The following is a 22,476-nucleotide window of genomic DNA, read 5'->3' on the forward strand; positions in this document are numbered from 1 at the left end:
GGAACGGAGCCGTGCAAGCGCTGCGCAGGAAGCACGCAACTCAGTCACGCAACTCAGTCACCATGATGAGCGATGGGCAGCGAAACCGGCGCGCGCGACAGCGTAATATATCAGCGCTTCGACTTGTTCAACTTCAGCTCGCGTTCATGCTCATCCGTCACAGCGGCCTCGCGCTCGCCACCGCCCTTCTCTTCGCCAGCCCCGCACGCGCCACCGACTTCGAGCTCAAGAGCGGCAGCACGATGGCCGCCGTCCTGGCGGAAGACGATGCGACGATGCGCCTCGCCGCGGGCCTCGTGCAACGCGACCTGCGGGCGGTCGGCGGCGTGCCCGTGCCAGGCGCGGAGAAGCTGAGCGATTGCCGCGACGTCTGCATCGTCATCGGCCGCCACGATTCGGCGCTGCTGCGCGGGATCGCCAGCGCCGAGGGACTCGACTTTTCCGCGCTGGCCGGCCAGTGGGAACGGTACGAGCGCATGGCCATCGATTCGCGCGCGCGGCCTGGCACGCGCCTGCTGGTGATTGCCGGATCGGATGCGCGCGGCGCCGTGTTCGGCGCGGTCGACCTGACGCGCGAGATCGGTGTATCGGCCTGGGAATGGTGGGCCGACGTGACGCCGGCGGCGCGCGGGCGCGTCGCCGTGCGCGGCGAAAAAATCCTCTCCGATCCTCCCTCGGTGCGTTACCGCGGCATTTTCCTGAACGACGAGGACTGGGGCCTGCAGCCCTGGGCGGCGAAAACATTCGACCCTGCAAAAGACATCGGCCCGGCCACCTATGCGCGCATCTTCGAACTGATGTGGCGCCTGAAGGCCAACCTGCTGTGGCCGGCGATGCACGATTCGACGAAGCCGTTCTACCAGGTTCCCGGCAACGCGCAGGCGGCGAGGGATTACGCGATCGTCGTCGGCACGTCGCATGCCGAGCCGATGATGCGCAACAATGTGCGCGAATGGAAGAAGAGCGACGGCGACTTCAACTTCTTCACCAACCGGGAGGCGATCACCCGCTACTGGCGGAGCCGCGTCGACGAGACCAGGGGCGCCGAAGCGTTCTACACGATGGGCATCCGCGGCGTGCACGATTCGGCGATGGAAGGCGCGAACACGATCGGCGAGGCGCGCGCCGGCGTGGCCGGCGCGATGGCGGTGCAGCGCAAGCTGCTGGCCGATGCATGGCGCAAGCCGCTGGCGCAGATTCCGCAGGCGCTGACGGTGTACAAGGAAGTGCTCGACATCTACAACAGCGGCCTGCAGGTGCCGGACGATATCACCCTCGTCTGGCCGGACGATAACTACGGTTACCTGCACCAGCTCAGCACCCCGAAGGAAGCGGCGCGCGGCGGCGGGGCCGGGCTGTATTACCACATCTCCTACTGGGGGCGCCCGCACGACTACCTTTGGCTGGCCAGCACGGCGCCGGGGCTGATCCGCGACCAGCTGCAGCGCGCCGTGGCGACGAAGACCGACCGCGTGTGGGTCGTCAACGTGGGCGACATCAAGCCGGCCGAATACCTGACCCAGTATTTCCTCGACGCGGCCTTCGACACGCGCCAGCTGGACCGGCCCGCCGCCGATCACATGCAGGCGTGGTTCGCGGAACAGTTCGGCGCCGCGCATGCCCCCGCCATTGCCGCCATCATGCGCGAGTTCTACGCGCTGGCCTGGGAGCGCAAGCCGGAATACATGGGCTTTTCACAGACCGAGCCGACCACCCCGACCCGCCAGGCGGACTACCTGCAATCGGGCGGCGAGGAGGCGGAGCAGCGGCTGGCGCGCTACGAGGCCCTGGCGCTGCGCGCCCAGGCGATCGGCGCGGCACTGCCCGCGGAGCGCAAGGATGCCTTCTTCCAGCTGGTGCTGTACCCGGTGCGTGGTGCCGCAAACCTGAACGCACGCATCCTGAAGCTGGACCTGGCGGCGCAGTATGCGCGCATGGGCCGGCCGTCGGCGCAGCACTATGCCAGGGCCGCGAAGGCGGCGCAGGAGGCAATCGCCGCCGATACCGCACACTACAACGCGCTGGCCGGCGGCAAGTGGCGCGGCATGATGGACGCGGCGCCGCGCCGCCTGCCCGTGTTCATCGAGCCGGCATTCCCCGACTACGGCGCACCGGCGCGCAGCGGCTGCGGCCTGGCCTACCCCACGCCCCTGTCGGCACAGGGCGGTGCGCTGTGGTTTACGCAAGGCGTGCCGGAGACCAGGGTGCTGACGATCATCCAGTACGCCGCCGCGCCGCTGCGCTGGTCGGCCGGCAAGGTTCCGGCAGGCCTGCGCCTGTCGCACGCCGGCGGCACGCTCGATGCCGCCAATGGCTACGAGCAGCGCATCGCCGTCACGTACGACGGCAAGGGCGAAACAAAGGGGCTGCAGCTCGGCTGCGGCGACGGGCAGCTGGCCGCCCGCGTGCAGCTGGCGCCGGGAGCCGGCGTCGCGACCGAGCACGACAGGATCATCACGCTGCCGGCCGCCACGGCTTCCGCGCCCGGCTGGGCGCCGGTGGAGATCGGCAGCCTCGGCATCGCGCAGCGGGCCGACCTGGCGCTGCCGTCGCGTGACGATCCGGCCGGCGCGCCGGTACTGGAATATGCGTTTCACAGTCACACGAAAGCCGAGGCGCGCCTGCGTATCGTGGCCGTGCCGGTGCACGCGCTGACATCCGCCAGCAGGCTGCGTATCGCCGTATCGCTCGACGGCCAGCCGCCCGTGCCGCTCGATTTCGCTACCGTCGGCCGCAGCGACGAATGGAAACGCAACGTGCTGTCGAACAGCGCCGTGCGCACCATTGCGCTGCCGGCGCTGCAAGCGGGTCCGCACACGCTGCGCGTGCATGCGTTGGATCCGGGCTTCGTGCTGGACCGGATCGAGGTAGTGTTCGACGGCGCGCCGCAATACTATGGCGCCCCGCCCGCGTCGGCATTGCGCCCCGCCGCGCGCTGACCGGCGGCACGCGGCTGTGGCCTTGGGTTCTATATAATGGCCGCGCGTGGCGAGCAGCGCACGAAGGTGCCTGCCCCATGCAGGCAATGCATATCGAGACCGGTAATCAGACCGGTCGCGGAACGATCTCTGGTATCGGAATAATGAAAATACAAAGCAACGAACCGCTGCGCGAACGGCGCCGCCTGAACTTCCGCTCGACGACCGAGCTGATGGCGCGACGCAGGCGCATCCGCAACCGGCTCAGCGTCGTATTGGCGCTGAGCGCGACGCTCGGCGCGCTGCTGTTCAAGTTCGAATAAGCGGCATTCCCTGGCCGGGCGGCCATGACCGCCCGCCGCATCTTCAGCGATGCAGTTCGCCAGCCCGCTCGGGCTGGTAAATCACGTCCAGCAGCTTCACTTCGAACGTCGCGCCATCGGGCCGCGTCCAGGTGATGCGCTTGCCCGTTTTCAGGCCCAGCAGCGCGCTGCCGACCGGCGTGAGGATCGACAGCCGGTCCGCGCTGCCATCCATGTCCTTCGGGTACGACAGCACCATGTCGCGCGCTTCGCTCGAACTGTCGAGCACGAATCGCACCCGTGAGTTCATGGTCGCCACGTCCGGCGGCATGTCTTCCGGCTCCACCACTTCGGCACGCGACAGTTCCGCGAGCAGGGCCTGCTGGGCCTGCGCCTGCGCGGACGGCAGCGCGTCGAGCAGCGCTTCCAGGCGGTCCATGTCCAGCGACGATACGACGATTTTCGGTTTCATGAGCAACTCTGCAATATTGGCCCGGCCGGCGGCCGGGCGGGATGATTCGGGGTCGCCCGGGTTCGGGCGGCATTGGCAGGAGTGATGGGGCCCGGGAGGCCAGCTGGCCGGATGGCCGTCTGGGAGTTCCTCACCGAGCCCGGAAGAGCCGGGCGAAATCTCGCGAGCGCAGCGCCAGCACGGGCGCGGGGGAGGACGGGAACCGCGGGGACGACAGGACGCCTCCCTCGTTCAGGGGCGAACCATGGAGCCGCTCGGGACGTGATGGATTCGTTGACAACATGCGAAGGGATTATACACACGCCGGTTTTGCGGCGCGCAATGGGCCGTGCCGTTCGGGCTGCTCCCTGCGGGATGCCCGAATGTCACGTATCATCGCGTGTTTTGCCAACGGCTTGCACGAACTACACGAACAGGTACAGACCAAGAACAATGACCCCAGCCATACCCCCCGACGCCCGCCCGTTCTTCTCCCGCCCCCGTACCGTCTTCATGGTGGCAACGCTTTGCTGCCTGTTGTGGGGCAGTTCCTACCCCTCGATCAAGAGCGGCTACGAGCTGCTGGCCATCGCGCAGCATGACGTGCCGTCCAAGCTGATCTTCGCCGGATACCGTTTCCTGATCGCCGGCCTGTGCCTGGTGCTGCTGGCCGCCGCGCTGCGCAAGCCCGCCTGGCGGCTGACGGGGCGCCAGGTGCGCCAGCTCGCCGTGCTGGGCCTGGCGCAGACCGGCCTGCAGTACGTGTTCTTCTACATCGGCCTTGCCTATACGACCGGCGTGCGCGCGTCGATCCTGAATGCCACCACCACGTTCTTCAGCGTGCTGCTGGCCCACTTCATCTACCACAATGACAGGCTGTCGCCGCGCAAGGCGGCCGGCTGCCTGCTGGGATTCGCCGGCGTGGTGGCGGTCAACCTGGGCGGCGCCGGCTTCGATATCGCCTTCACCCTGCAGGGCGAAGGATTCATCGTGATCGCCGCATTCGTGCTGTCCGCCGCATCGATCTACGGCAAGCACGTCTCCGGCGGCATGGATGCGATGGTGATGACGGGCTGGCAGCTTGCCATCGGCGGCGCCGCGCTGCTGGCTGGCGGCTACGCGACCGGCGGCACGATCGGCAACATGACGTTCGCGCCGGCGCTCCTGCTGGCCTACCTGGCCCTGCTGTCGGCTGTCGCCTTCACCCTGTGGAGCCTGCTGCTGAAGTACAACCCGGTCGGCACGGTCAGCGTGTTCGCCTTCCTGATTCCCGTGTTCGGCGCGGCGCTGTCGGCGCTGTTCCTGGACGAGAGCATCCTCGAATGGAAGAACCTGGCGGCCCTGGCGCTGGTGTGCGCGGGCATCTGGCTGGTGACGCGGCCGCCCCGGTAAGGGCGTTGCCCCTCCCCAGGCCCACCGGCGATTTCATGGAGGCGAGATTGATCGAGCAGGAGTGCTCCCACCCGATGAAGGGCCCTTTCCAGGCTCATCCGTTACGCGTGAACACGTAGCGCTGTGTCGGCGCGGCGGGCTCACCCTGCCGGTTCCGGCGCCGGCGGATAGGCGATCCTGCCGTCCTCCACCCGTGCAAAGCCGGTCAGCACGTGCGGGCGCGTCTTGCCGCGATTGATGATGTGCTCGGCGGGGATGCCGCGTACCGCCAGCGCATCGGCCACCATCGAGCGGTGGCAGCGCCAGGGGACCGCTTCGGCGCACATCAGCGCGACGCGTTCGGTGCCGGCGAGCGCCACCACTTCATCGACACCGGCCTGGAACTGCTCCGTCTGCATGTAGTCGGCATAGCCACGAAAAGACTTGTTGCGCCACCCGGTGTTCGGCGAATCCTTGCGCGCGTGCCGCAAACCGCCCAGCGCGCCGATGTACTGGTACGAGATTCCAGCATCGGCCAGCGACCCAGGCAGCTGGTCCTGGCCGAACTGCGGATTGTGGCGTGATTTCGGGACGGTGCGGATGTCGAGCAGCCGCTCGATGCCGTGCTCGCGCAGCAGTTCGATGAACTCCTCGATCGGCCGGTTCGAATGGCCTATGGTGAAAACAGTCTTCATGCGGATCGGCCTCCTTCTGTCGGGAAGGTGTCATTGTCCCGGCACCGCGCATCGGACGGCGCCACGATGCTTCCACAGTGGTCCAGCGTACACTGACTAGCACATCCGACTTGACTTTTGGTTAACATTGGCCGATGCTGCTCTGCACAATGACTGCAGGAGAATAACGATGCATCCGCTCGACCGACGATGCGATACGGACATGGCGCGGGAAATCGATCGCGCCATATCCATCGAACACCTGGAGGGCTCCCTGAAGGCCTGGTCGCACCTCGTGCAGGTCGGCCTGTCGCCAAACGCGATCCGCCGCGTGCTGGCGCTGGACTCGCCCGGCCAGCGCCGCCGGCGCACCGCTGTGCCGCAATGGGAAGCCGAGGCGCAATGAGCGTGTGCGGGGTACAAAATAAAAGCCGCGCGGACCTCACGGCCCGCGCGGCTTTTCAGTGGCAAGGTTCAGCTCAGGCCGACACGACCCCTGCCCCTGCCGACGCCTTGCACACATAGATCGTGGCGCCCTGGCCGTTCGGACCCGGGTACTCCTTCTCGACCGCGGCACGCACCGGCGCGACCTGCGCGTCCGGCACCAGCGCCACCACGCAGCCGCCGAAACCACCGCCGGTCATGCGCACGCCGCCCTGTTCGCCGATCACGTTCTTGACGATGTCCACCAGCTGGTCGATCAGCGGCACGGTGATTTCAAAATCGTCGCGCATCGATACGTGCGACGCGGCCATCAGCTCGCCCATGCGCGACAGGTCGCCCTGACCCAGCGCCGTGTTGGCGGCCAGCACGCGATCGTTCTCGGACACGATGTGGCGCGCGCGCTTGAGCGTGACGGCATCGAGTTCGCCGCCGCGCGCATCGAGCATCGCCTGGTCGACGTCGCGCAGCGCCTTCACGCCGAAGTGGCTGGCGGCCGCCTCGCACTGCTTGCGGCGCGTGTTGTATTCGCTGTCCACCAGGCCGCGCTGCACGTTCGAGTTGAAGATCATGATCGCCGCGCCGGCCGGGATCGGCACCGGCGTGGTTTCCAGCGAACGGCAGTCGATCATCAGCGCATGGCCCTCGACGCCGGAAGCGGAAATGATCTGGTCCATGTTGCCGCACTTGGTGCCGACGAAATTGTTCTCGGCGCGCTGCGCGGTCAGCGCGATGTCGATCGGCGACACGTCTTCAAAGCCCGGCAGCGTGGCGAACAGGCGGCCGATGGCCACCGTCAGCGAGGCCGATGACGACAGGCCGGCGCCCTGCGGCACGTCGCCGGATACGACGATATCGAAGCCCTGCAGCGGCAGGCCGCGTTCGACCATGTCGCGGATGACGCCGCGCACGTAGTTGGCCCACATCGGCTCGTCGCGGCGCTCGATCGGCGCATCCAGCGAGAACTGGTCTTCGGCGCCCGCGTAGTCGGCGGCCACGATGTGCACGATGCGGTCGGCGCGGCGGCGCGCGGCGATCACGGTGCTGTAGTCGATCGCCGCAGGCAGCACGAAGCCGTCGTTGTAGTCGGTATGCTCGCCGATCAGGTTGACGCGGCCCGGGGCCTGCACAACCACTTCGGGTGCGGCACCGAACTTGTTCTCGAACGCGGTGCGGGTATGGTTAATCAGCGTTTCGCTCATCAGGATCTCTTCTTGTTTGCGTGACTCAATCTGGGTGCTTTACTGGCGTTGCAGGTAGTGTACATCCGGCAGTGCGCGCAGCTGCGCGGCCGCCTGTTCCGGCGTCAGGTCGCGCTGCGCCTCGGCCAGCATCTCATAGCCGACCATGAACTTGCGCACCGATGCGGAACGCAGCAGCGGCGGGTAGAAGTGGGCGTGCAGCTGCCATGGCTGGGTATCATCACCCTGGCCGTCGACCGCATACGGTGCGCCGTGCCAGCCCATCGAATACGGGAACGAGGTCTGGAACAGGTTGTCGTACTTGATGGTCAGCTGCTTCAGGGCCATGGCCAGGTCGGCGCGCTGTTCCTTCGTCAGGTCTTCCAGGCGTTTCACTTCGAAGCGCGGCAGCAGCAGCGTCTCGAACGGCCAGCTGGCCCAATACGGCACTACCGCCAGCCAATGCTCGGTACTGACGACGGTGCGCTCGCCGGCGGCCGCTTCGCGTTCCACGTAGTCGAGCAGCATCGGCCGGCCATGCTCCTTGTGGTAGGCGCGCTGCTGCACGTCTTCCTTCGCCGGTGAATTCGGGATGAAGCTGTTGGCCCAGACCTGGCCGTGCGGGTGCGGATTGGAGCAGCCCATCGCCTGGCCCTTGTTCTCGAACACCTGCACCCACGGGTAGGTCTTGCCCAGTTCTTCGGCCTGCGCGCACCAGGTGTCGACCACCTGTTCGAGCCCCGGCAGATCCATCTCGGGCAGCGACTTGCTGTGATCCGGCGAGAAGCAGATCACGCGGCTGACGCCGCGCGCGCTGGTGTTCTGGAACAGCGGGTCGGTGCTGGCCGGCGCGTCCGGCGTATCGGCCATCAGCGCGGCGAAGTCGTTCTGGAAAACAAACGTGCCCTTGTAGTCGGGATTGACTTCGCCGTTGACGCGCGTATTGCCGGCGCACAGGTAGCAGTGCGGATCGTGCGCGGGTTTCGGCGTATTGTCGACCGCTTCCTGCTGGCCTTGCCAGGGGCGCTTGGCGCGGTGCGGCGAGACGAGCACCCACTCGCCGATGAGCGGGTTGAAACGACGGTGTGGATGGTCTGTGGGATTGAACATACGGCTCCTGTTTTTATTGCTGGGACTGAGCGGTTACTGGGCGCTTATTGAGCGCTTATTGAGCGCTTACTGAGCGGTTACCGGCGCGTGCCGCCCCGCTCGCCTGCCGTCGGCGGGCGAGCCGGAAGGGCCGGGCCGGAAAACCGGGCGCGACCCGGCATGATAGCGCGTCGCGCGCAATCATGAATCCGGGCCGCGTGAGGTGTGCGGGCTGGCGGGCTAGATTACCACCAGGCCCCGTAGACGGCGATCAGGATCGCGCAGATGATGGCCGAGCCGATCGCGAAGCTGCGCTCCACGCGGAACATGCCGGTATCGACGATCATCCGCTTGGCCTCGCCGGAGACGGCCGAGGTCTTGCTGATCAGTACCATGCCGGCGACGACCACCCAGAACACGATGAACATGCGGTCCAGGAACGGAATCTCGTAGACGCCCGTACCGTTGTCGACCGCGAAGCCGATCGGTGCCAGGAACGACAGGTCCATCATGCCCGGCAGGAACTTCAGGATGATCGACAGCACCAGGCCGCCGACGGTGGCGAACATGGCCGCCGCGTGGGTGGTTTTCTTCCAGAAGAAGCCCAGCAGGAACATCGCCAGGATGCCCGGCGACACGAAGCCGGTGTATTCCTGGATGAAGGCGAAGCCGCCCTTCTTGTCGATGCCCAGGAACGGCGCGATCAGCGCGGCGATGGCGATCGACACCATGACGGTCAGGCGGCCGACCCACACCTGCTTCTGTTCGCTGGCGGTCTTGTTGAAGTGCTGCTTGTAGATGTCCAGCGTGAAGATCGTCGCGATACTGTTGGCCTTGCCGGCCAGCGACGCCACCACGGCAGCGGTCAGCGCGGCAAACGCGATGCCCTTGATGCCGGTCGGCAGCATGGCCAGCAGCGTCGGGTAGGCGCGGTCCGGATTCAGTTCGCCACCGACGCGCATCGAGTCGCCCAGTGCGCCGGACTTGTCCAGTGCGTAAGCGGCAATACCCGGCAGCACCACGATGACCGGCATCAGCAGCTTCAGGAAGGCGGCGAACAGCAGGCCTTTGCGGGCCGTCTTCAGGTCCGCGCCCAGCGCGCGCTGCGTGATGTACTGGTTGCAGCCCCAGTAGTTCAGGTTGACGATCCACATGCCGCCGATCAGCGTGGTCAGACCGGGCAGGTCCATGTAGTTCGGGTTGCCGCGGTCGAGCACCATGTCGAAGTGCTCGCCGGCCCGCACGAACAGTTCGCTGGCACCGGCGATCGAGCCGCTCTTGCCGCCCAGCGTGGCGACCAGGTCCAGCGCGATCCAGGTGGTGACGAGGCCGCCGACGACCAGGCACAGCACCTGGATCACGTCCGTGTAGCCGATCACCTTCATGCCGCCCAGCGTGATGATCGCGGCGAACACGGCCAGGAAGACCATGCAGGCGAACACGTTGATGCCGGCCACGCTGGAAATGGCCAGCGCGCCCAGGTACAGGATCGACGTCAGGTTGACCACCACGTACAGGCCGAGCCAGAACAGCGCCATCGTCGTCGCCACGGCCTTGCCGTAGCGCTGTTCGAGGAACTGCGGCATCGTGTAGATGCGGTTCTTCAGGTACACCGGCATGAAGAACACCGCAACGATGATCAGCGTGGCCGCGGCCATCAGTTCATACACGGCGATCGCCATGCCGATCTTGAAGCCGGAACCGCTCATGCCGATGAACTGCTCGGCGGAGATGTTGGAAGCGATCAGGGAGGCGCCGATGGCCCACCAGGTCAGCGAACCTTCGGCCAGGAAGTAGTCATGCGAAGCCTGGCCGGAAGTGCTTTTTTTCCGGCGGTAGATCCAGATGCCGTAGCTGGAGATGACGATGAAGTAAAACAGGAAGACAAGCGTGTCCAGGGTCGAAAATTGATTCATCGGAATATTTTTGAGTGTGTCTCTGGTAATGGGCGGTCTTGGATTCCGCCCTGCTTCTACTTATTGGGACCCCGGTCCGGCCTACGCTCATGGCCGGCTCCGGTGCCTTTTCCCCATGCGGCGACAGGATGCACCATGCAGTGCACTCGTCGGCGATCGCGACCGGAAACACTCAGCAGGTTGATTGCTGCGACGCTTATTTGGTCATTGTTGCGATAGCGCTAACTATACCATGGGCAATTACATAGCAGACACAAAAAATGTAGTCGAACATGCGCCTTCGGCGCGGATGCGTGCCCGGCAATGAAAAATTACTACGACTGTCGTGGATTTTCGCTACGCCCGGACGGATCGGGAACGCCGCCGCCGCGCGGAAGGTGACAGCGACGCGGCCGGTGACGGCTATCAGGTGCCGGAAAGCACCAGTTCGGGTACGTTGTTCAAGGCAATGCCGCGCACGCCGTTACGGCCGTTGTGCTTGACGGCATACAGCTGGGCGTCGGCAGCGCCGATCAGCGTTTCGGCCGATGCGGGCAGATGGGGATGCTGCGACGGCACGCAGGCGATGCCGAAGCTGGCCGTCGCGGCGGCGGATACGCCGTCTCCGATGCGCGTGGCGGAGCCGGCAAACGCGACACGGATGCGTTCGGCCAGCGCCAGCGCGCCGTCCAGTTCCGTCTGGGGCAGCACCACCAGGAATTCCTCGCCGCCGTAGCGCACCACGCGGTCGACCGACTCCCGCGTCATCGCCCGCAGCAGTCCGGCGAAGTCGGCCAGCACCTGGTCGCCGGCCGCGTGGCCATGGGTGTCGTTGATGCGCTTGAAGTGGTCGATATCGCACAGGATCACCGACAGCGCGGTGCCGTAGCGGCGCGTGCGCGCCAGTTCGGCGTCCAGCAGGCCTTTCTGCAGGATGCGCCGGTTGTGGCAGCCGGTCAGCGGGTCGCGGTCGGCCATCTGCTGCAGCAGGATGGCCGAGCAGAATTGCTCGCGCAGTCCGAGGTGGAAGCGTCGCGCCGCGATGTAGCCGAGGGTGTTGGCCAGGATCAGCAGCAGGACGAGGGTCAGCAGGTCGTCCGGCTTCAGGTTGCCCTGCACGAACAGCATCGCGCCGAAGACGGCACTGGAGCCGGTGCCGATCGCCACCGTATACTGGATCCGGTTGGGAAAATTGACGTACACCGCCATCAGGATCAGCGCCTGCGACATCACGTTCCATGGCAACGTTTCGGGCTGGTACCAGCACACCACCATGAACACGGCGAGCGCGACCACGAGCAATGCGCTGGAGACGCCGTTCGACAGCGTCACCGAATCTGGCCGGCGGGTGATGGCGGCATAGCCGCCCAGCGCTACCAGCGCCACCAACACGCGCAGCGCGACCAGGCCAAACGCAATCGCCGTCGGGCCGAGCGTGGCGATGTCGGTGGCGCCGAACACCACGTAGAATCCCGCGGCGCACAGCAGGGCGATCTTCAATTGGCCATTGCGCTCCGGCAAGGTATGGCAAATGAATTGCTCCTCGCAGTCCGGATCCGTGAATTCGGCACGGCGGCGGTCGATGGTCAGGCGGGATAGGGGCAGGTCTTCGATGGGCACAGGATGGTTCCGGCAGTTGTACGGGTTCGGGCCCGCACTGCTGCAACCGGTATCGGCATGCCATTCGAACCGGTTGCTGGATCGGCAAGCGTCCAGCCAGCAACTCCGGGTGGTGGCTGGTGATGCGGATGACCGAGAGCCAGAATCGTTCCCGGGTACGCGCGGCGTTGGCGCGCGGGCGGCGCCAGCATCGTATTTTACCTCAACAGGAAATTTTCATTGCCACGTGGCATTTCTTTTTTTCCCTCCCGGGGATCGTTCGTGGCGTGCACCCTACAACGCACCCGACGGGCGCTTGCCACTCCCGTACCCATCCCTAACCTTTCCTGCAACGCCACGCCCGTGCCGGTGCAGGCGGGCCGGTCAACCGCGTCCGCCAACGCGCCGGCAGCCGGACCCCTGCGCGGCTTACGGCGCGGGATCTCCTTGCCACGGGTAAGTCAGGCGGTACTCGCCGGCTCCCAGCTCCAGCGTGACGTCATTGCCCGTCTGGCGCGCACCGGGTGGGCGCGTGCCATCAAGCAGGACGCCGTCCAGCGCGGCTCCGGGCAACACGACCGTCGATTGCGTATTCGGCGGCACCGCTACCGACAGCAGCATCGCGCGGCCGCGAATCTCCCAGCGCGACGCCAGCCGACCGTACATCGTCTCCACGGCCGCGTCGACCCACGTCAGTCCGCCGCCGGGGCGCGGCCGGATGATGCTGCGCCGGTAACCGGGCGCGGCAGGGTCGGTATCGATGCCGGCGGCCACGGCGTACATCCACTCGACCACGGCGCCGTAGGCATAGTGATTGAACGAGTTCATCGACGCATCCTGGAAACTGCCGTCGGGCCGGATGCCGTCCCAGCGCTCCCAGATCGTGGTGGCACCCATCTCTACCGGAAACAGCCACGATGGATACGACTCCTGTGTCAGCAAGCGCCAGGCGGTGTCGGTCTGGCCATGGTCGCTGAGGGCGAACAGCAGCGCTGGCGTGCCGAGGAAACCCGTGGTGAGATGGTCCTTGCGTGCCGCCACCGCGCCGGCCAGGCGCCGCGCCCCCTCCGCTCGCCGCGCTGCCGGCAGGAGATCGAAGCGCAGTGCCAGCGCGTAGGCCGTCTGCGTGTTCTCGCCGACCCGGCCGGTCGCGGTGACGAATTCGCGGTTGAACGCCTCCCGGACGCGCGCCGCAAGTGCCGCATAACGGCGCGCATCGTCTTCCTTGCCGAGAACGGCCGCGGAACGCGCCAGCAGGTCCGCCGAACGGGCAAAGTACGCGGTGGCGATCAGGTCCTTGCCGGTCGTGGCGCCCGGGTAGTCCCGTGCCTCGCCCGATGGCGCCTGGTAGGCCAGCCAGTCGCCGAACTGGAATCCGCCTTGCCACACGCCGTCCGGCGCCAGCCGGGCCACATGGTCGACCCACGCCTGCATGCTGCCGTAGTGCCGCGCCAGGATCGCGCTGTCCCCGTACGCCTGGTAAACCGTCCACGGCACCACCGTCACCGCGTCGCTCCAGCCGGCGGCGCCGTCGATGGTCGCCTTCTTTCGCGAGATGATGTCGGGAACGACAAACGGAATACTGCCATCGGGCTTCTGGTCGGCGGCCAGGTCGTCCATCCATTTGCCCAGGAACGCGGCGCTGCCGAAATTGTACGTGGCGGTGCGCGCAAACACCTGCACATCACCGGTCCAGCCCAGCCGTTCGTTGCGCTGCGGGCAATCGGTGGGCACATCGAGGAAGTTGCCGCGCTGGCCCCACTCCGTATTGCGCACCAGCTGGTTCAATAGCGAATGCGAGCTTTCCCAGCGGTTCGGTTCCCCCAGGTCGCTGTGCAGCACGACGGCCGTCAGCGCCTCCAGCCCGGGCTGGCCCGGGAAGCCGTCCACGGCGACGTAGCGGAAGCCCTGGAACGTGAAGCGCGGCTCCCACGTCTCGGTGGGGCCGCCCTTGAGCGTGTAGCTGTTCGTCTGCGCCGCAGTGCGCAGGTTGGCCGTATAGAAATTGCCGTCCTTGTCCAGTACTTCGGCATGGCGCAGGCGCACCGTCGTGCCGGCAGGCCCCTGCACGGCAAGGCGCACCCAGCCCGCCATGTTCTGGCCGAAGTCGAACACGGTATCGCCCTGCGGCGTGCGCAGGATGCGCTGCGGGCGCACCTCCATGATGCGCCGCACGCCGGGAGCGGCCTGTCCGACCAGGGCGTCCTTCGGGTGGTCGAGGAGCTCGACAGGGCGCCAGCCCCGGTCGCCGAAACCGGGCCCTGCCCAGCCGGGCTGTTCCAGCCGCGCATCGTAGGTTTCGCCCTGCAGCAGGTCGGCGGCCAGCACCGGCCCGGTCGAGGCACGCCAGCTGCCGTCGCTGACGATGCGCGCGGCCGTGCCGTCGGCGTACGTCACGCGCAGTTCGGCCAGCAGCGCGCGCCGCGTGCCGTAGTGGTCGCGGCCATTGAAGCCGATGCCGCCGCGGTACCAGCCGTCGCCCAGCATCGCCCCGATGGCGTTCTCGCCCTGCTTCAGGTGGCCGGTGACATCGTAGGTCTGGTATTGCAGGCGCTTGTCGTAGCTGGTCCAGCCCGGGCGCAGCACCTGGTCGGTCACCTGCCGGCCATTGACCTGGGCTTCGTAAACGCCGAGGCTGCTTATATATAGCCGTGCCCGCGCGATGGGCCGGTCCAGCCGGAATTGCCGACGCAGCAGCACGGCCGGTCCCGGCGCGCTCTTCGCCGCCACGGGGTCGGCGGTGATCCATTGCGCCCGCCACTCGGCGGGCCGGACGAGGCCTGCCTCGAAATATCCCGGCATGCTCCAGGAGGAGGCCGCACCCGCGCCGTTCCAGGCCCGCACGCGCCAGTACACGCGCTGCCCTGGCGCCAGGGCAGGGCCGCCGTATGGCACGTGCACCGAGTCGGCCGTGTCCACGCGGCCGCTGTCCCACAGCAGCCTGCCGCCGAATCCGTCGGGCGCGGCGGCGGCCTGCACCTGCCAGGCCCGCTGCACCGCGCCGCGCTCCGGGAAAGCCAGCTTCCAGGCGAGGCGCGGCCGCGGCATGTCGATGCCGACCGGATCGGTCATGTAGTCGGCCGTCAGCGCGAATGGCGCCGCGGCCGCACGGGCTGTGCCTGCGGCCACGGCCAGCACGCACAACAGGAAAATCCGCAGCACGCGCATCACTCCAGCCTCGCTTCCGCCCAGGCCGCCAGCAGCGGCGCGGCGGCCTTGCCCTGCTCGTCGACAACCAGTTCGCGCGTGCGCACGCCGGCCACCGGCACGGCCAGCACCGCCGGCGCCGCGGCACGCCGCTCGGCCAGCACCTTGCCGTCGCCCAGCACCCGGAACATGGCGGTGGCGCCGGCGTCGAGTGGTCCGACCGTGGCGCGGAAGGTGCGGAACTGCCCATCCAGGGCGACCTGCAGGCGCGAGTTGCCGAGCACGCCCAGCCCGTCATTGTGCCGCACGCCGGCCAGTAGCAGCGGCTGGCCGGACGGCGCGGCATTCACTTGCGCCGGCACCCAGGCCGGATCGACCCGTCGCCCTGCCCGGCCATCGTCGACGACACGGATCCGCCCGGTCATTTCGGTCAGGCTGACGCCCGCCAGCGGGCTGCCGCTCACGCGCAGCAGCGCCGTCTCGCGCGGACCGAGGCGCCGCGTGATCGTGTCGCCGGCCAGGCGCCCGGAGCTGCCCTGCCAGATGTCGCGCACGGTCACGCCGGGCTGCAGCCGCAGCCGGCGCAACGGCACCGATATGGCGAGCGGCCCGTTGCCCCGGTTGACCAGTGCGACAGCCTTCGCGCCGCGCTCATGCAGCGATTTGACGATCACCTGTGCGTCGCCGTCGCGGCTGACCGTGATGCCCTGGTTGCCGGCCGGGTCCTGGTCGATGGCGATCGCCTCGCGGTTGCCGGCGATGGTGATCAGGCTGTCCGGCGACCTGGTCAAATCGTAGCCGAGCAGCAGCGGTGCGCCGAGGATGGCCCACAGCGACAGGTGCGCGCGCGCCTCCACCAGGCCACCGGCGCCGAAGTCGCCATTGCCGATCTGGAGCATGTCCGGATCGTTCCAGCGGCCCGGGCCCGCATAGAGGGCGCGCTTCTCCGCCGTGTCGAAGTTGGACAGCATCGATGCCCAGGTGGCATGGATGTCCGGGCTGGTACGCCACAGTTGCCCGTACTTGCCGGCCCAGTTGTTCGCATCGGCCTCGCCCCAGGTGCAGATCGACAGCACGTAATCGCGCCCGGGCCGGACCGCCGCGATTTCCCTGGCCAGGCTCGCATACAGCGCCTCGACCTTCGCCGCGTCGCCCCGCTCGGGCCGGTGGCGCACGATGTACGGTCCCAGTGCCCGGTAAGTGCCGTCGCGGACGAACTTCCTGTCCGGCGCGTAGTCGGCCATGCCGCAGGCATCGACCTTCAGGTAGTCGAAACCCCATTCACCGAAGATCAGTTCCATGTCCTGCCGCTGGAAATCCATCGAGCCGACTTGCCGTTCGGCCCGCGTGCCGGCCGGCAGGTTCGGGCTTTTCGGGTCCCACGCCTGCGAGCAGATATTGCGGCCGATGTCCGTATACAGGCCGGCCTTCAGTCCCATGCCGTGCAGCCGGTCGACGAACGGCTTCAGGCTGGTATTGCCGTCCGGCGTGGCGGCGCTGGGGAACATCGACGTGCGCACCAGGATGCGTCCGTCGGCGCGCCGCGCCTGCCACCAGCCGTCGTCGACGTTGACGTAGCGGTAACCGGCATCGGCAAGCCCGGACGACTTCAGCTTTTCCGCCACGGCGAGGATCTTCGCCTCGGTAACTTCGGTGCGGAACGCATTCCACGGATTCCACCCCATCGGCGGCGCCGCCGCGGCCACATCGGCCGCGTGCGCCGGCCCGGCGATGCATGCGCCGGCCAGCACGGCCAGCAAGGTCTTCTTGCGCATGGCGGTGTTCCGCTCCTTACAGGCCACGGTACACCAGGCCCACCGTCACGCGGCGGCCGGCGTACGCATAGTTCTGCAGGTACGGCGTGCCGTCGCTGTAGCCGGTCGAGGCGATGCTGCGGGTTTCCGTCTGGTTCGACAGGTTGCGGCCCTCGACGAACAGTTCCAGCTCGGGGCGCAGTTTATAGGAGATGCGGGCGTCGATGAAGCGGGTCGCATCGCGAATATTGGCCGTGCCCGGATTCCACGGCAGCGACGTCGACGAGTTCACGTTGAACGCCGGGTAGGAGTTCAGCCCCGTGCCGGTGGCGCCGCACGGCGCCGTGCAGCCGTAGTACGCGGCCACCGCCTGCACGGCCACGCGCGCGGCCAGCTTGCCGTCGTCGTACCACAGCGCCAGGTTGTACGAATACTTCGGCTCGCCCGACTGCGGCTGCGCCTCGCCGGTCAGCGGGTCGATCATCGCCTGCACGAACTTCGACTTCTGGCGAGTGTAGTTGGCATCGATCCCCGTGTAGCGCAGGTAGGAAGGCAGGAACGTGAAGGCGCTGCGGGTGCCGAATTCGACGCCGGTGCGCGTGGTCGGCGGGCCGTTCGTGTAGGTGGTGTAGTCGAACACGATGTCCGACAGCGGCTGGCCGGTGACGGGGTTGACTTCCGAGGAGCCGGCAAACAGCGGCACGTCGAACACGCCGGTGGTCTTGTTCGGGCCGATGCGGCCTTCCTGGCGATAGCCGGCCACGCTGAACATCGTGTCGGCGTTCGGATACCATTCCACCGACAGGTTCTGGTTGAAATTGCTCTGCCCCTGCAGCGCCGGATTGCCGACCGTGTTGCAGCGCAGGTTGCCGTCGTCGCCTTCCACGTCGTCGGCATCGCGCTCGTCGTAGGTGCAGGTGCCTGCCGCCAGCAGCCGCGAGACCGGCGGCAGCGCCGACGACTTCGCCGCGCTGTAGCGTGCCACCAGCTGGTTCGGGATCAGCCACAGGCCCACGTTGTAGCTGGGCAGGAAGACGTGGCTGGTGGCGTCGATCGCCGTGTTCTGCGTCACGGAATTGGTGACGATGCCGGCCGCGGCGTCCGGATTGAGCGGATCGAACTGCGGCGTCTTGGTGATCACCCGGAACGTCATGCTGCCGGTGCCCTGCACTTTCCGGTGCACGTAGCGGTAGCCGAAGTTTCCGTCCACCTCCCAGCCGAACGGCAGCGCGCGCTTCGTGAACGGGATCGTGTCGAAGCCGAAGTCGGTCATCAGGTAGAACGCCTTCGATTCCTCGCGCACCTTCGAGATCGGCTGCTGGTATACCTGGCCGTCGCTGCCGGCGCACTCCTTGGTGCAGTTGTAGTTATAGTTCGGCATCTTCAGGATGTCGATCACGCGCAGCACATCGAGCTGGTTCCAGTTGTCCAGCGTGTTGGCGGGCCGGCCCGAGGCGCCGTTGAACAGCTTCGTGGCGGTGGCCGGATCGGTCATCGCCGCGCCCAGCAGGTTCTGGAAGTCCGGCATCGGCAGCACCCAGGTGCCGGACAGCGACGGCGCCGTGCCTGGCGTGTAGCCGTACTTGCACGCATTGGCGGTGCCTGCGGAGCCCGGCGTATCCGTGCAGCCGCGGATCACGCCGCGCACTTCGGTGCTCGGCACGGTGATCGCCGGGCTGTAGTTCGGCTGGCCGGCGGTGCCCTGCGCCGTGCGCACCGTGTAGCCGCCGCCGCCCCAGCTGTCGTTGCCGCTTCGGCGCAGGTTGAAGCCGGACTTCAGGTACTTGAAGACAGGGATCTTGTCGGACAATGCATACGACAGGTCGAGCTTCGCGGTCTGCTCGTCGGTCTCGCGGATCTGCGGGCTTTGCCACAGCAGCGTGCGGTCGCTGGTTACGTTGGGCATCGCCGGATTCGTGTTGACCACGGTCTGGCCATAGTTGGCCGGATCGCCATTGTCCGGAATGCCGTTGGCGAAATCGTAGCCCCAGGTGCCGTTCGGCCCCACCGTGGCGGTGGCCGGGCCGGCATTGTTGAAGCTGACCGACCAGCGCGCGTTGGCACGGCGGAAGTCGGATTGCGAAGCGCCGACCAGCAGTTCGGCCGTCAGCGCGTCGCGCTTGAAGGTGCCGCCGAACTGCAGGTACTTGGTGTTCACCTCCATCAGGTTGCGGATCTGGTCGGTACCGGCGCCGCCGTTGTCGAGCGAGAAGCTGGTGAGATGGTGGGTCTTGTCCACCACCGCGGTGGCCGGGTTGAAGTTCACGGCCGCGCCCCGCACGATGCCGGTGCCGGACGCGCCCAGCCCATAGGTATGCGGCGACGTGTAGTAGCCGATCCCCGGGGCCGCCGTGCGCAGGCCATTGGCATCGACATAGTTGTTGGTGCCGTTGACGGCCACCTGGCCCAGGTTGTAGGTCATGTAGTTGTCGTCCACCTTGCGGCGGCTGTACGAACCCTTGGCGTACACGGTCAGATGGTTGTTGACCTTGAAATCGGTGCGCAGGTCGATGCTCTTGCGCTCGTCGATCTGGCGCTTGACGAAGTAGCGCAGCAGTTGCGGGCTGTAGTCGTTCCACTGGTTCAGGCAAGTCAGCAGTTCATTGCCGCGGTGGTCGATCGCCCGGTTGATGTCGCCGGACGACAGGCCGGCCAGCGCGCCCGACGTCTTCGTGAACTGCGGGAACGCATCGAAGCACGCTTCCTTGGTCTGCGCGGCGGCGGCGCGCTGCAGCAGGTCCTGCGGCGTGGCACCGGCGAAGATGACGCGGCCGCTGGCATCGCGCAGCGTCGTCGTCGGCTCCAGCGAAGCCGGATTCGACAGGTCCAGCGAGCCGGGCTGGAAGGTAAACGTCTTCTCCGGCGAATTGTCGATGTCGACGTAGCGGCCATAGCCGTTCTGGCCGTTGCCCGAGGTCTGCATCTGGTGCGCCTCGTTGTCCAGCTTCTGGAAGCCGGCGTTGACCACCACGCCCAGCCGGCCGTCGCCGAACTGGCGCGCGCCGGTGAAGGACAGGTCGGGCGTCCATTTTTCGTTCAGGCTGTGCTGGGTGCCCGAGGCGCGCACGGAAACAAAGGGCTTCTTGAAATCGAGGCCGGTGCGGGTCTGGATGCGGATGCCGCCGCCCAGCGAGCCTTCCACCATGTCCGCCGTCTGGCCCTTGATCACGTCGACGCTCTTGATCAGGTCCGCCGACAACGAGCGGAACTCCACGCCGCGGCCGTCGCCGCCGCCGTTCAGGTCGGAGCCGCCGGCCGACTGCACCGACATGCCGTCCAGTTCCACGCGGGTCAGGCTCGAGCCGTTGCCGCGCACCGACAGGCTGACGCCCTCGCCGTACTCGCCGCGGTCGATCGCCACGCCGGCCATCCGCGAGATCGCCTCGCCGATATTCCGGTCCGGCAGCGAGCCGACGTCCTCGGCGACGATCGAATCCATCGCGGTGGAGGCGTTCTTCTTGCGGTCGATCGACGACTGCTGCGAACGGCGGGTGGAAACGACGACTTTCTGCACCTCGCCGGCATCGGCCGTGCCGCCGGGCGCGGGGCTGGACGCGGCATTGGCCGGCGCGGGCGATGCAGCCTGCTGGGCCAGCGCATGGCCGGCCATCAGCGAAGCAAGGGCCAGCGATACCGCGCGCGCGGCGATCGTCGGCTGGGGAAAGGCGCGTTTCGAATTCATCTGTCGGTCTCCGGGTATGTTGTGCACGGCAGCTTTGGCGCTGCCTCATCCGGTTGACGGACCCTGCGAAAAATTTCCGCCGCCCGGTGCGCAAACAATCACCCAACATGATCGTTTCGCCGGCGTGCAGCGAAAATGTCACGCTTTCGCTCAAGCGATGGTTGAGCCGGGCGTCCGAAGCGTGTATATATGCACGCACTATTGATATGCCGCAGCCGAGTTTTCGGCGAGCGGCAACACGCTCGCAACGCGCGGACGGAGGAGATACATGGATCGGAGCACACAGCAGCATGGCGCCGGCGGAAACCCGCGCGCCGTTCGTCATATCGGTGGGAGGGCCGCATGATCGCGCCGCTGGATCCCGCCGTCGTCGCCTGGGTCAGCGCCCATGTGATTCCCTACGAAGCGGAATTGCGGCAGCGGCTGCGGCGGCTGTGCGGCAGCGACGCGGAAGTAGACGACCTGGTGCAGGACGTCTACTTCCGCATCCTGAAGATGGAATCCGTGCAGCATGTGCTGGAGCCGAGAGCGTTCCTGATGCAGATCGCCAAGAACATCATGGTGGACAGGTTTCGCCGCGAAGCCATCGTCCGCATCGAGGCGGTGGCCAGCCTGGAAGCGCTGGACGTGGCCGATCCCGGGCCGTCCCCGGAGCGGGTGGCGCTGGCCCGGGCCGAACTGAAATGGGTGCTTGGCCTGGTGGCCAACCTGCCGGAGCGCTGTCGCCGCGTGTTCAGCGCGCGCAAGATCGACGGCCTGTCGCAGCAGGAAACGGCGCAGCGGCTGGACATCTCGGAAAACGTGGTGGAAAAGGAAATGATGCGAGGACTGAAACTGGTGGCCGACATGGTGGCGCGCGTCGGCGTCGAGGGTGGCGAGGCAGCCGGCCAGGCGGGGCAATCGCGCCGCGCCCCGCGAAAGCGGCATGTCTAGCATCGACGACACGGCGCTGGAATGGGTGGCCCGCGAATCGGCGGGCCCGCTGGACGCCGCCACGCAGGCCGACTTCGAAGCCTGGTACCTGGCCAGTCCCAGGCACCAGGGCGCCTACCTGCGCGCCCGGGCCATCGCGCACTCGCTCGACGGGATCACCGTGCAGGCCAGCCTGAAGCCGACAGCGAAGCGCGCATCCAGCGAAGGGGCGCGGCCGGATGCAAACGTTGCCACGGCGGCAAACGACGACGCCACGGACATCCCCGCGCCGCGCAGGCCGGCGCGTGGCCGCCGCGCCTTCGTGTTCGGCGGCGCGCTGGCGGCGGGCATGGCGGCGGTGGCCGTCGCGTCGCTGGCGCCGGACCTGCTGGGCGGCGTCACCTATGCGACGGCACGCGGCGAATTCCGCAAGGTGCAGCTGGCCGACCGCTCGACGATCAGCATCAACAGCGCCAGCGAGGTGGAAGTGCGGCTGACCGATGCGCGGCGCCGCATTGCGCTCGCCCACGGCGAAGCGTGGTTCGACGTGGCGAAGGACAAGGCGCGGCCGTTCGTCGTGGAAGCTGGCGATGTGCGCGTGCGCGCGGTCGGCACCGCGTTCTCGGTGCGGCGCCACGCGCAGGGTGCCGAGGTGCTGGTGACGGAAGGCGTGGTCGAAGTGTGGGCCGAGGGCGGCACGGCGCCGCTGCGCCGCGTCGCGGCCGGCGAACTGGCGATGGTGCCCGCCGATGGCGGCGTCACCCGCATCGGCACGAACCCGCGCGAAGTCGAACGCCGCCTGGCCTGGCGCGAGGGCAAGCTGGTGTTCGAGAACCAGCCGCTGGGCGACGCCGTGGCCGAGTTCAACCGCTATAACACGCGGCAGATCGTTGTCGACGATCCGGCCCTGCGGCGCAAGCCGCTGGTGGGCCATTACCGCATCGACCAGCCGGAAGAATTCGCCAACGACGTGCACGCGCTGCTGAACGTGCCGGTGGCGATCCGCGCCGACGCGATCCGGATTGGCTCCGCGCGCTGATACGCCCGCCGGATGTCCTGT

General features: G+C 67.3%; 15 protein-coding genes. 6 read left to right on the forward strand and 9 right to left on the reverse strand.

Going from position 1 to position 22,476, the window contains the following annotated elements:
- Nucleotides 1-146 precede the first annotated feature (146 nt).
- Nucleotides 147-2,939 (forward strand): glycosyl hydrolase 115 family protein, encoded by a 2,793-nt coding sequence (locus ACY34H_RS02755; RefSeq protein ID WP_464975949.1) that lies wholly within the window; start codon nt 147-149, stop codon nt 2,937-2,939.
- A gap of 86 nt (nt 2,940-3,025) precedes the next feature.
- A complete protein-coding gene (locus tag ACY34H_RS02760; protein WP_464975950.1) occupies nt 3,026-3,241 on the forward strand; it encodes a hypothetical protein in 216 nt (71 codons plus the stop codon).
- 43 nt (nt 3,242-3,284) lie between these two features.
- On the opposite strand, the gene rnk is transcribed toward ACY34H_RS02760, so the two are convergent.
- A complete protein-coding gene (gene rnk / locus ACY34H_RS02765) occupies nt 3,285-3,692 on the reverse strand; it encodes a nucleoside diphosphate kinase regulator (RefSeq protein ID WP_464975951.1) in 408 nt (135 codons plus the stop codon).
- Between the two features lie 432 nt (nt 3,693-4,124).
- Between rnk and ACY34H_RS02770 the strand changes: the two genes are divergently transcribed.
- On the forward strand, nt 4,125-5,063 hold the full coding sequence (locus ACY34H_RS02770; protein ID WP_464975952.1) for a DMT family transporter: 939 nt from the start codon (nt 4,125-4,127) through the stop codon (nt 5,061-5,063).
- Nucleotides 5,064-5,203: 140 nt separating this feature from the next.
- Here ACY34H_RS02770 and ACY34H_RS02775 read toward each other — a convergent pair whose 3' ends face one another.
- Nucleotides 5,204-5,737 (reverse strand): DUF488 domain-containing protein, encoded by a 534-nt coding sequence (locus ACY34H_RS02775; RefSeq protein ID WP_464975953.1) that lies wholly within the window; start codon nt 5,735-5,737, stop codon nt 5,204-5,206.
- A 169-nt stretch (nt 5,738-5,906) separates the two neighbouring features.
- Here ACY34H_RS02775 and ACY34H_RS02780 point away from each other — a divergent pair, with 169 nt between their 5' ends.
- Nucleotides 5,907-6,122, forward strand: a complete 216-nt coding sequence (locus ACY34H_RS02780; RefSeq protein WP_464975954.1) for a hypothetical protein — start codon at nt 5,907-5,909, stop codon at nt 6,120-6,122.
- A 73-nt stretch (nt 6,123-6,195) separates the two neighbouring features.
- Here ACY34H_RS02780 and galK read toward each other — a convergent pair whose 3' ends face one another.
- From galK to ACY34H_RS02815, 7 genes are all read right to left on the reverse strand, one after another.
- A complete protein-coding gene (galK, locus tag ACY34H_RS02785; RefSeq protein WP_464975955.1) occupies nt 6,196-7,359 on the reverse strand; it encodes a galactokinase in 1,164 nt (387 codons plus the stop codon).
- Nucleotides 7,360-7,398: 39 nt separating this feature from the next.
- Nucleotides 7,399-8,448, reverse strand: coding sequence for a UDP-glucose--hexose-1-phosphate uridylyltransferase (locus tag ACY34H_RS02790; protein WP_464975956.1), 1,050 nt, complete (start codon nt 8,446-8,448; stop codon nt 7,399-7,401).
- A 224-nt stretch (nt 8,449-8,672) separates the two neighbouring features.
- A complete protein-coding gene (locus ACY34H_RS02795) occupies nt 8,673-10,343 on the reverse strand; it encodes a sodium:solute symporter family transporter (RefSeq protein WP_464975957.1) in 1,671 nt (556 codons plus the stop codon).
- Nucleotides 10,344-10,748: 405 nt separating this feature from the next.
- Nucleotides 10,749-11,942 carry a GGDEF domain-containing protein gene (locus tag ACY34H_RS02800; RefSeq protein ID WP_464975958.1) on the reverse strand — a complete coding sequence of 398 codons (1,194 nt, stop codon included), beginning with the start codon at nt 11,940-11,942 and terminating at the stop codon, nt 10,749-10,751.
- A gap of 408 nt (nt 11,943-12,350) precedes the next feature.
- A complete protein-coding gene (locus tag ACY34H_RS02805) occupies nt 12,351-15,083 on the reverse strand; it encodes a family 78 glycoside hydrolase catalytic domain (protein WP_464975959.1) in 2,733 nt (910 codons plus the stop codon).
- 5 nt (nt 15,084-15,088) lie between these two features.
- Nucleotides 15,089-16,843: an NPCBM/NEW2 domain-containing protein gene (locus ACY34H_RS02810; protein ID WP_464975960.1), complete on the reverse strand. Its 1,755-nt coding sequence runs from the start codon at nt 16,841-16,843 to the stop codon at nt 15,089-15,091.
- Nucleotides 16,844-16,859: 16 nt separating this feature from the next.
- On the reverse strand, nt 16,860-20,504 hold the full coding sequence (locus ACY34H_RS02815; RefSeq protein WP_464975961.1) for a TonB-dependent receptor: 3,645 nt from the start codon (nt 20,502-20,504) through the stop codon (nt 16,860-16,862).
- Nucleotides 20,505-20,846: 342 nt separating this feature from the next.
- Between ACY34H_RS02815 and ACY34H_RS02820 the strand changes: the two genes are divergently transcribed.
- Complete coding sequence (locus ACY34H_RS02820; RefSeq protein ID WP_464975962.1) at nt 20,847-21,437, forward strand: RNA polymerase sigma factor; 591 nt, start codon at nt 20,847-20,849, stop codon at nt 21,435-21,437.
- A complete protein-coding gene (locus tag ACY34H_RS02825; RefSeq protein WP_464975963.1) occupies nt 21,430-22,455 on the forward strand; it encodes a FecR family protein in 1,026 nt (341 codons plus the stop codon). The genes ACY34H_RS02820 and ACY34H_RS02825 overlap by 8 nt, the downstream gene beginning before the upstream one ends.
- Nucleotides 22,456-22,476 lie beyond the last annotated feature (21 nt).

The organism is Pseudoduganella sp. jia 9, from assembly GCF_055502615.1.

What these genes read in the sequence shown, in the direction of transcription:
- ACY34H_RS02795 (WP_464975957.1), bottom strand. Translation starts at nt 10,343, where the DNA reads ATGAATCAATTTTCGACCCTGGACACGCTTGTCTTCCTGTTTTACTTC.
- rnk (WP_464975951.1), bottom strand. Translation starts at nt 3,692, where the DNA reads ATGAAACCGAAAATCGTCGTATCGTCGCTGGACATGGACCGCCTGGAA.
- ACY34H_RS02760 (WP_464975950.1), top strand. Translation starts at nt 3,026, where the DNA reads ATGCATATCGAGACCGGTAATCAGACCGGTCGCGGAACGATCTCTGGT.
- ACY34H_RS02820 (WP_464975962.1), top strand. Translation starts at nt 20,847, where the DNA reads ATGATCGCGCCGCTGGATCCCGCCGTCGTCGCCTGGGTCAGCGCCCAT.
- galK (WP_464975955.1), bottom strand. Translation starts at nt 7,359, where the DNA reads ATGAGCGAAACGCTGATTAACCATACCCGCACCGCGTTCGAGAACAAG.
- ACY34H_RS02815 (WP_464975961.1), bottom strand. Translation starts at nt 20,504, where the DNA reads ATGAATTCGAAACGCGCCTTTCCCCAGCCGACGATCGCCGCGCGCGCG.
- ACY34H_RS02790 (WP_464975956.1), bottom strand. Translation starts at nt 8,448, where the DNA reads ATGTTCAATCCCACAGACCATCCACACCGTCGTTTCAACCCGCTCATC.
- ACY34H_RS02755 (WP_464975949.1), top strand. Translation starts at nt 147, where the DNA reads ATGCTCATCCGTCACAGCGGCCTCGCGCTCGCCACCGCCCTTCTCTTC.
- ACY34H_RS02770 (WP_464975952.1), top strand. Translation starts at nt 4,125, where the DNA reads ATGACCCCAGCCATACCCCCCGACGCCCGCCCGTTCTTCTCCCGCCCC.
- ACY34H_RS02780 (WP_464975954.1), top strand. Translation starts at nt 5,907, where the DNA reads ATGCATCCGCTCGACCGACGATGCGATACGGACATGGCGCGGGAAATC.
- ACY34H_RS02810 (WP_464975960.1), bottom strand. Translation starts at nt 16,843, where the DNA reads ATGCGCAAGAAGACCTTGCTGGCCGTGCTGGCCGGCGCATGCATCGCC.
- ACY34H_RS02775 (WP_464975953.1), bottom strand. Translation starts at nt 5,737, where the DNA reads ATGAAGACTGTTTTCACCATAGGCCATTCGAACCGGCCGATCGAGGAG.
- ACY34H_RS02825 (WP_464975963.1), top strand. Translation starts at nt 21,430, where the DNA reads ATGTCTAGCATCGACGACACGGCGCTGGAATGGGTGGCCCGCGAATCG.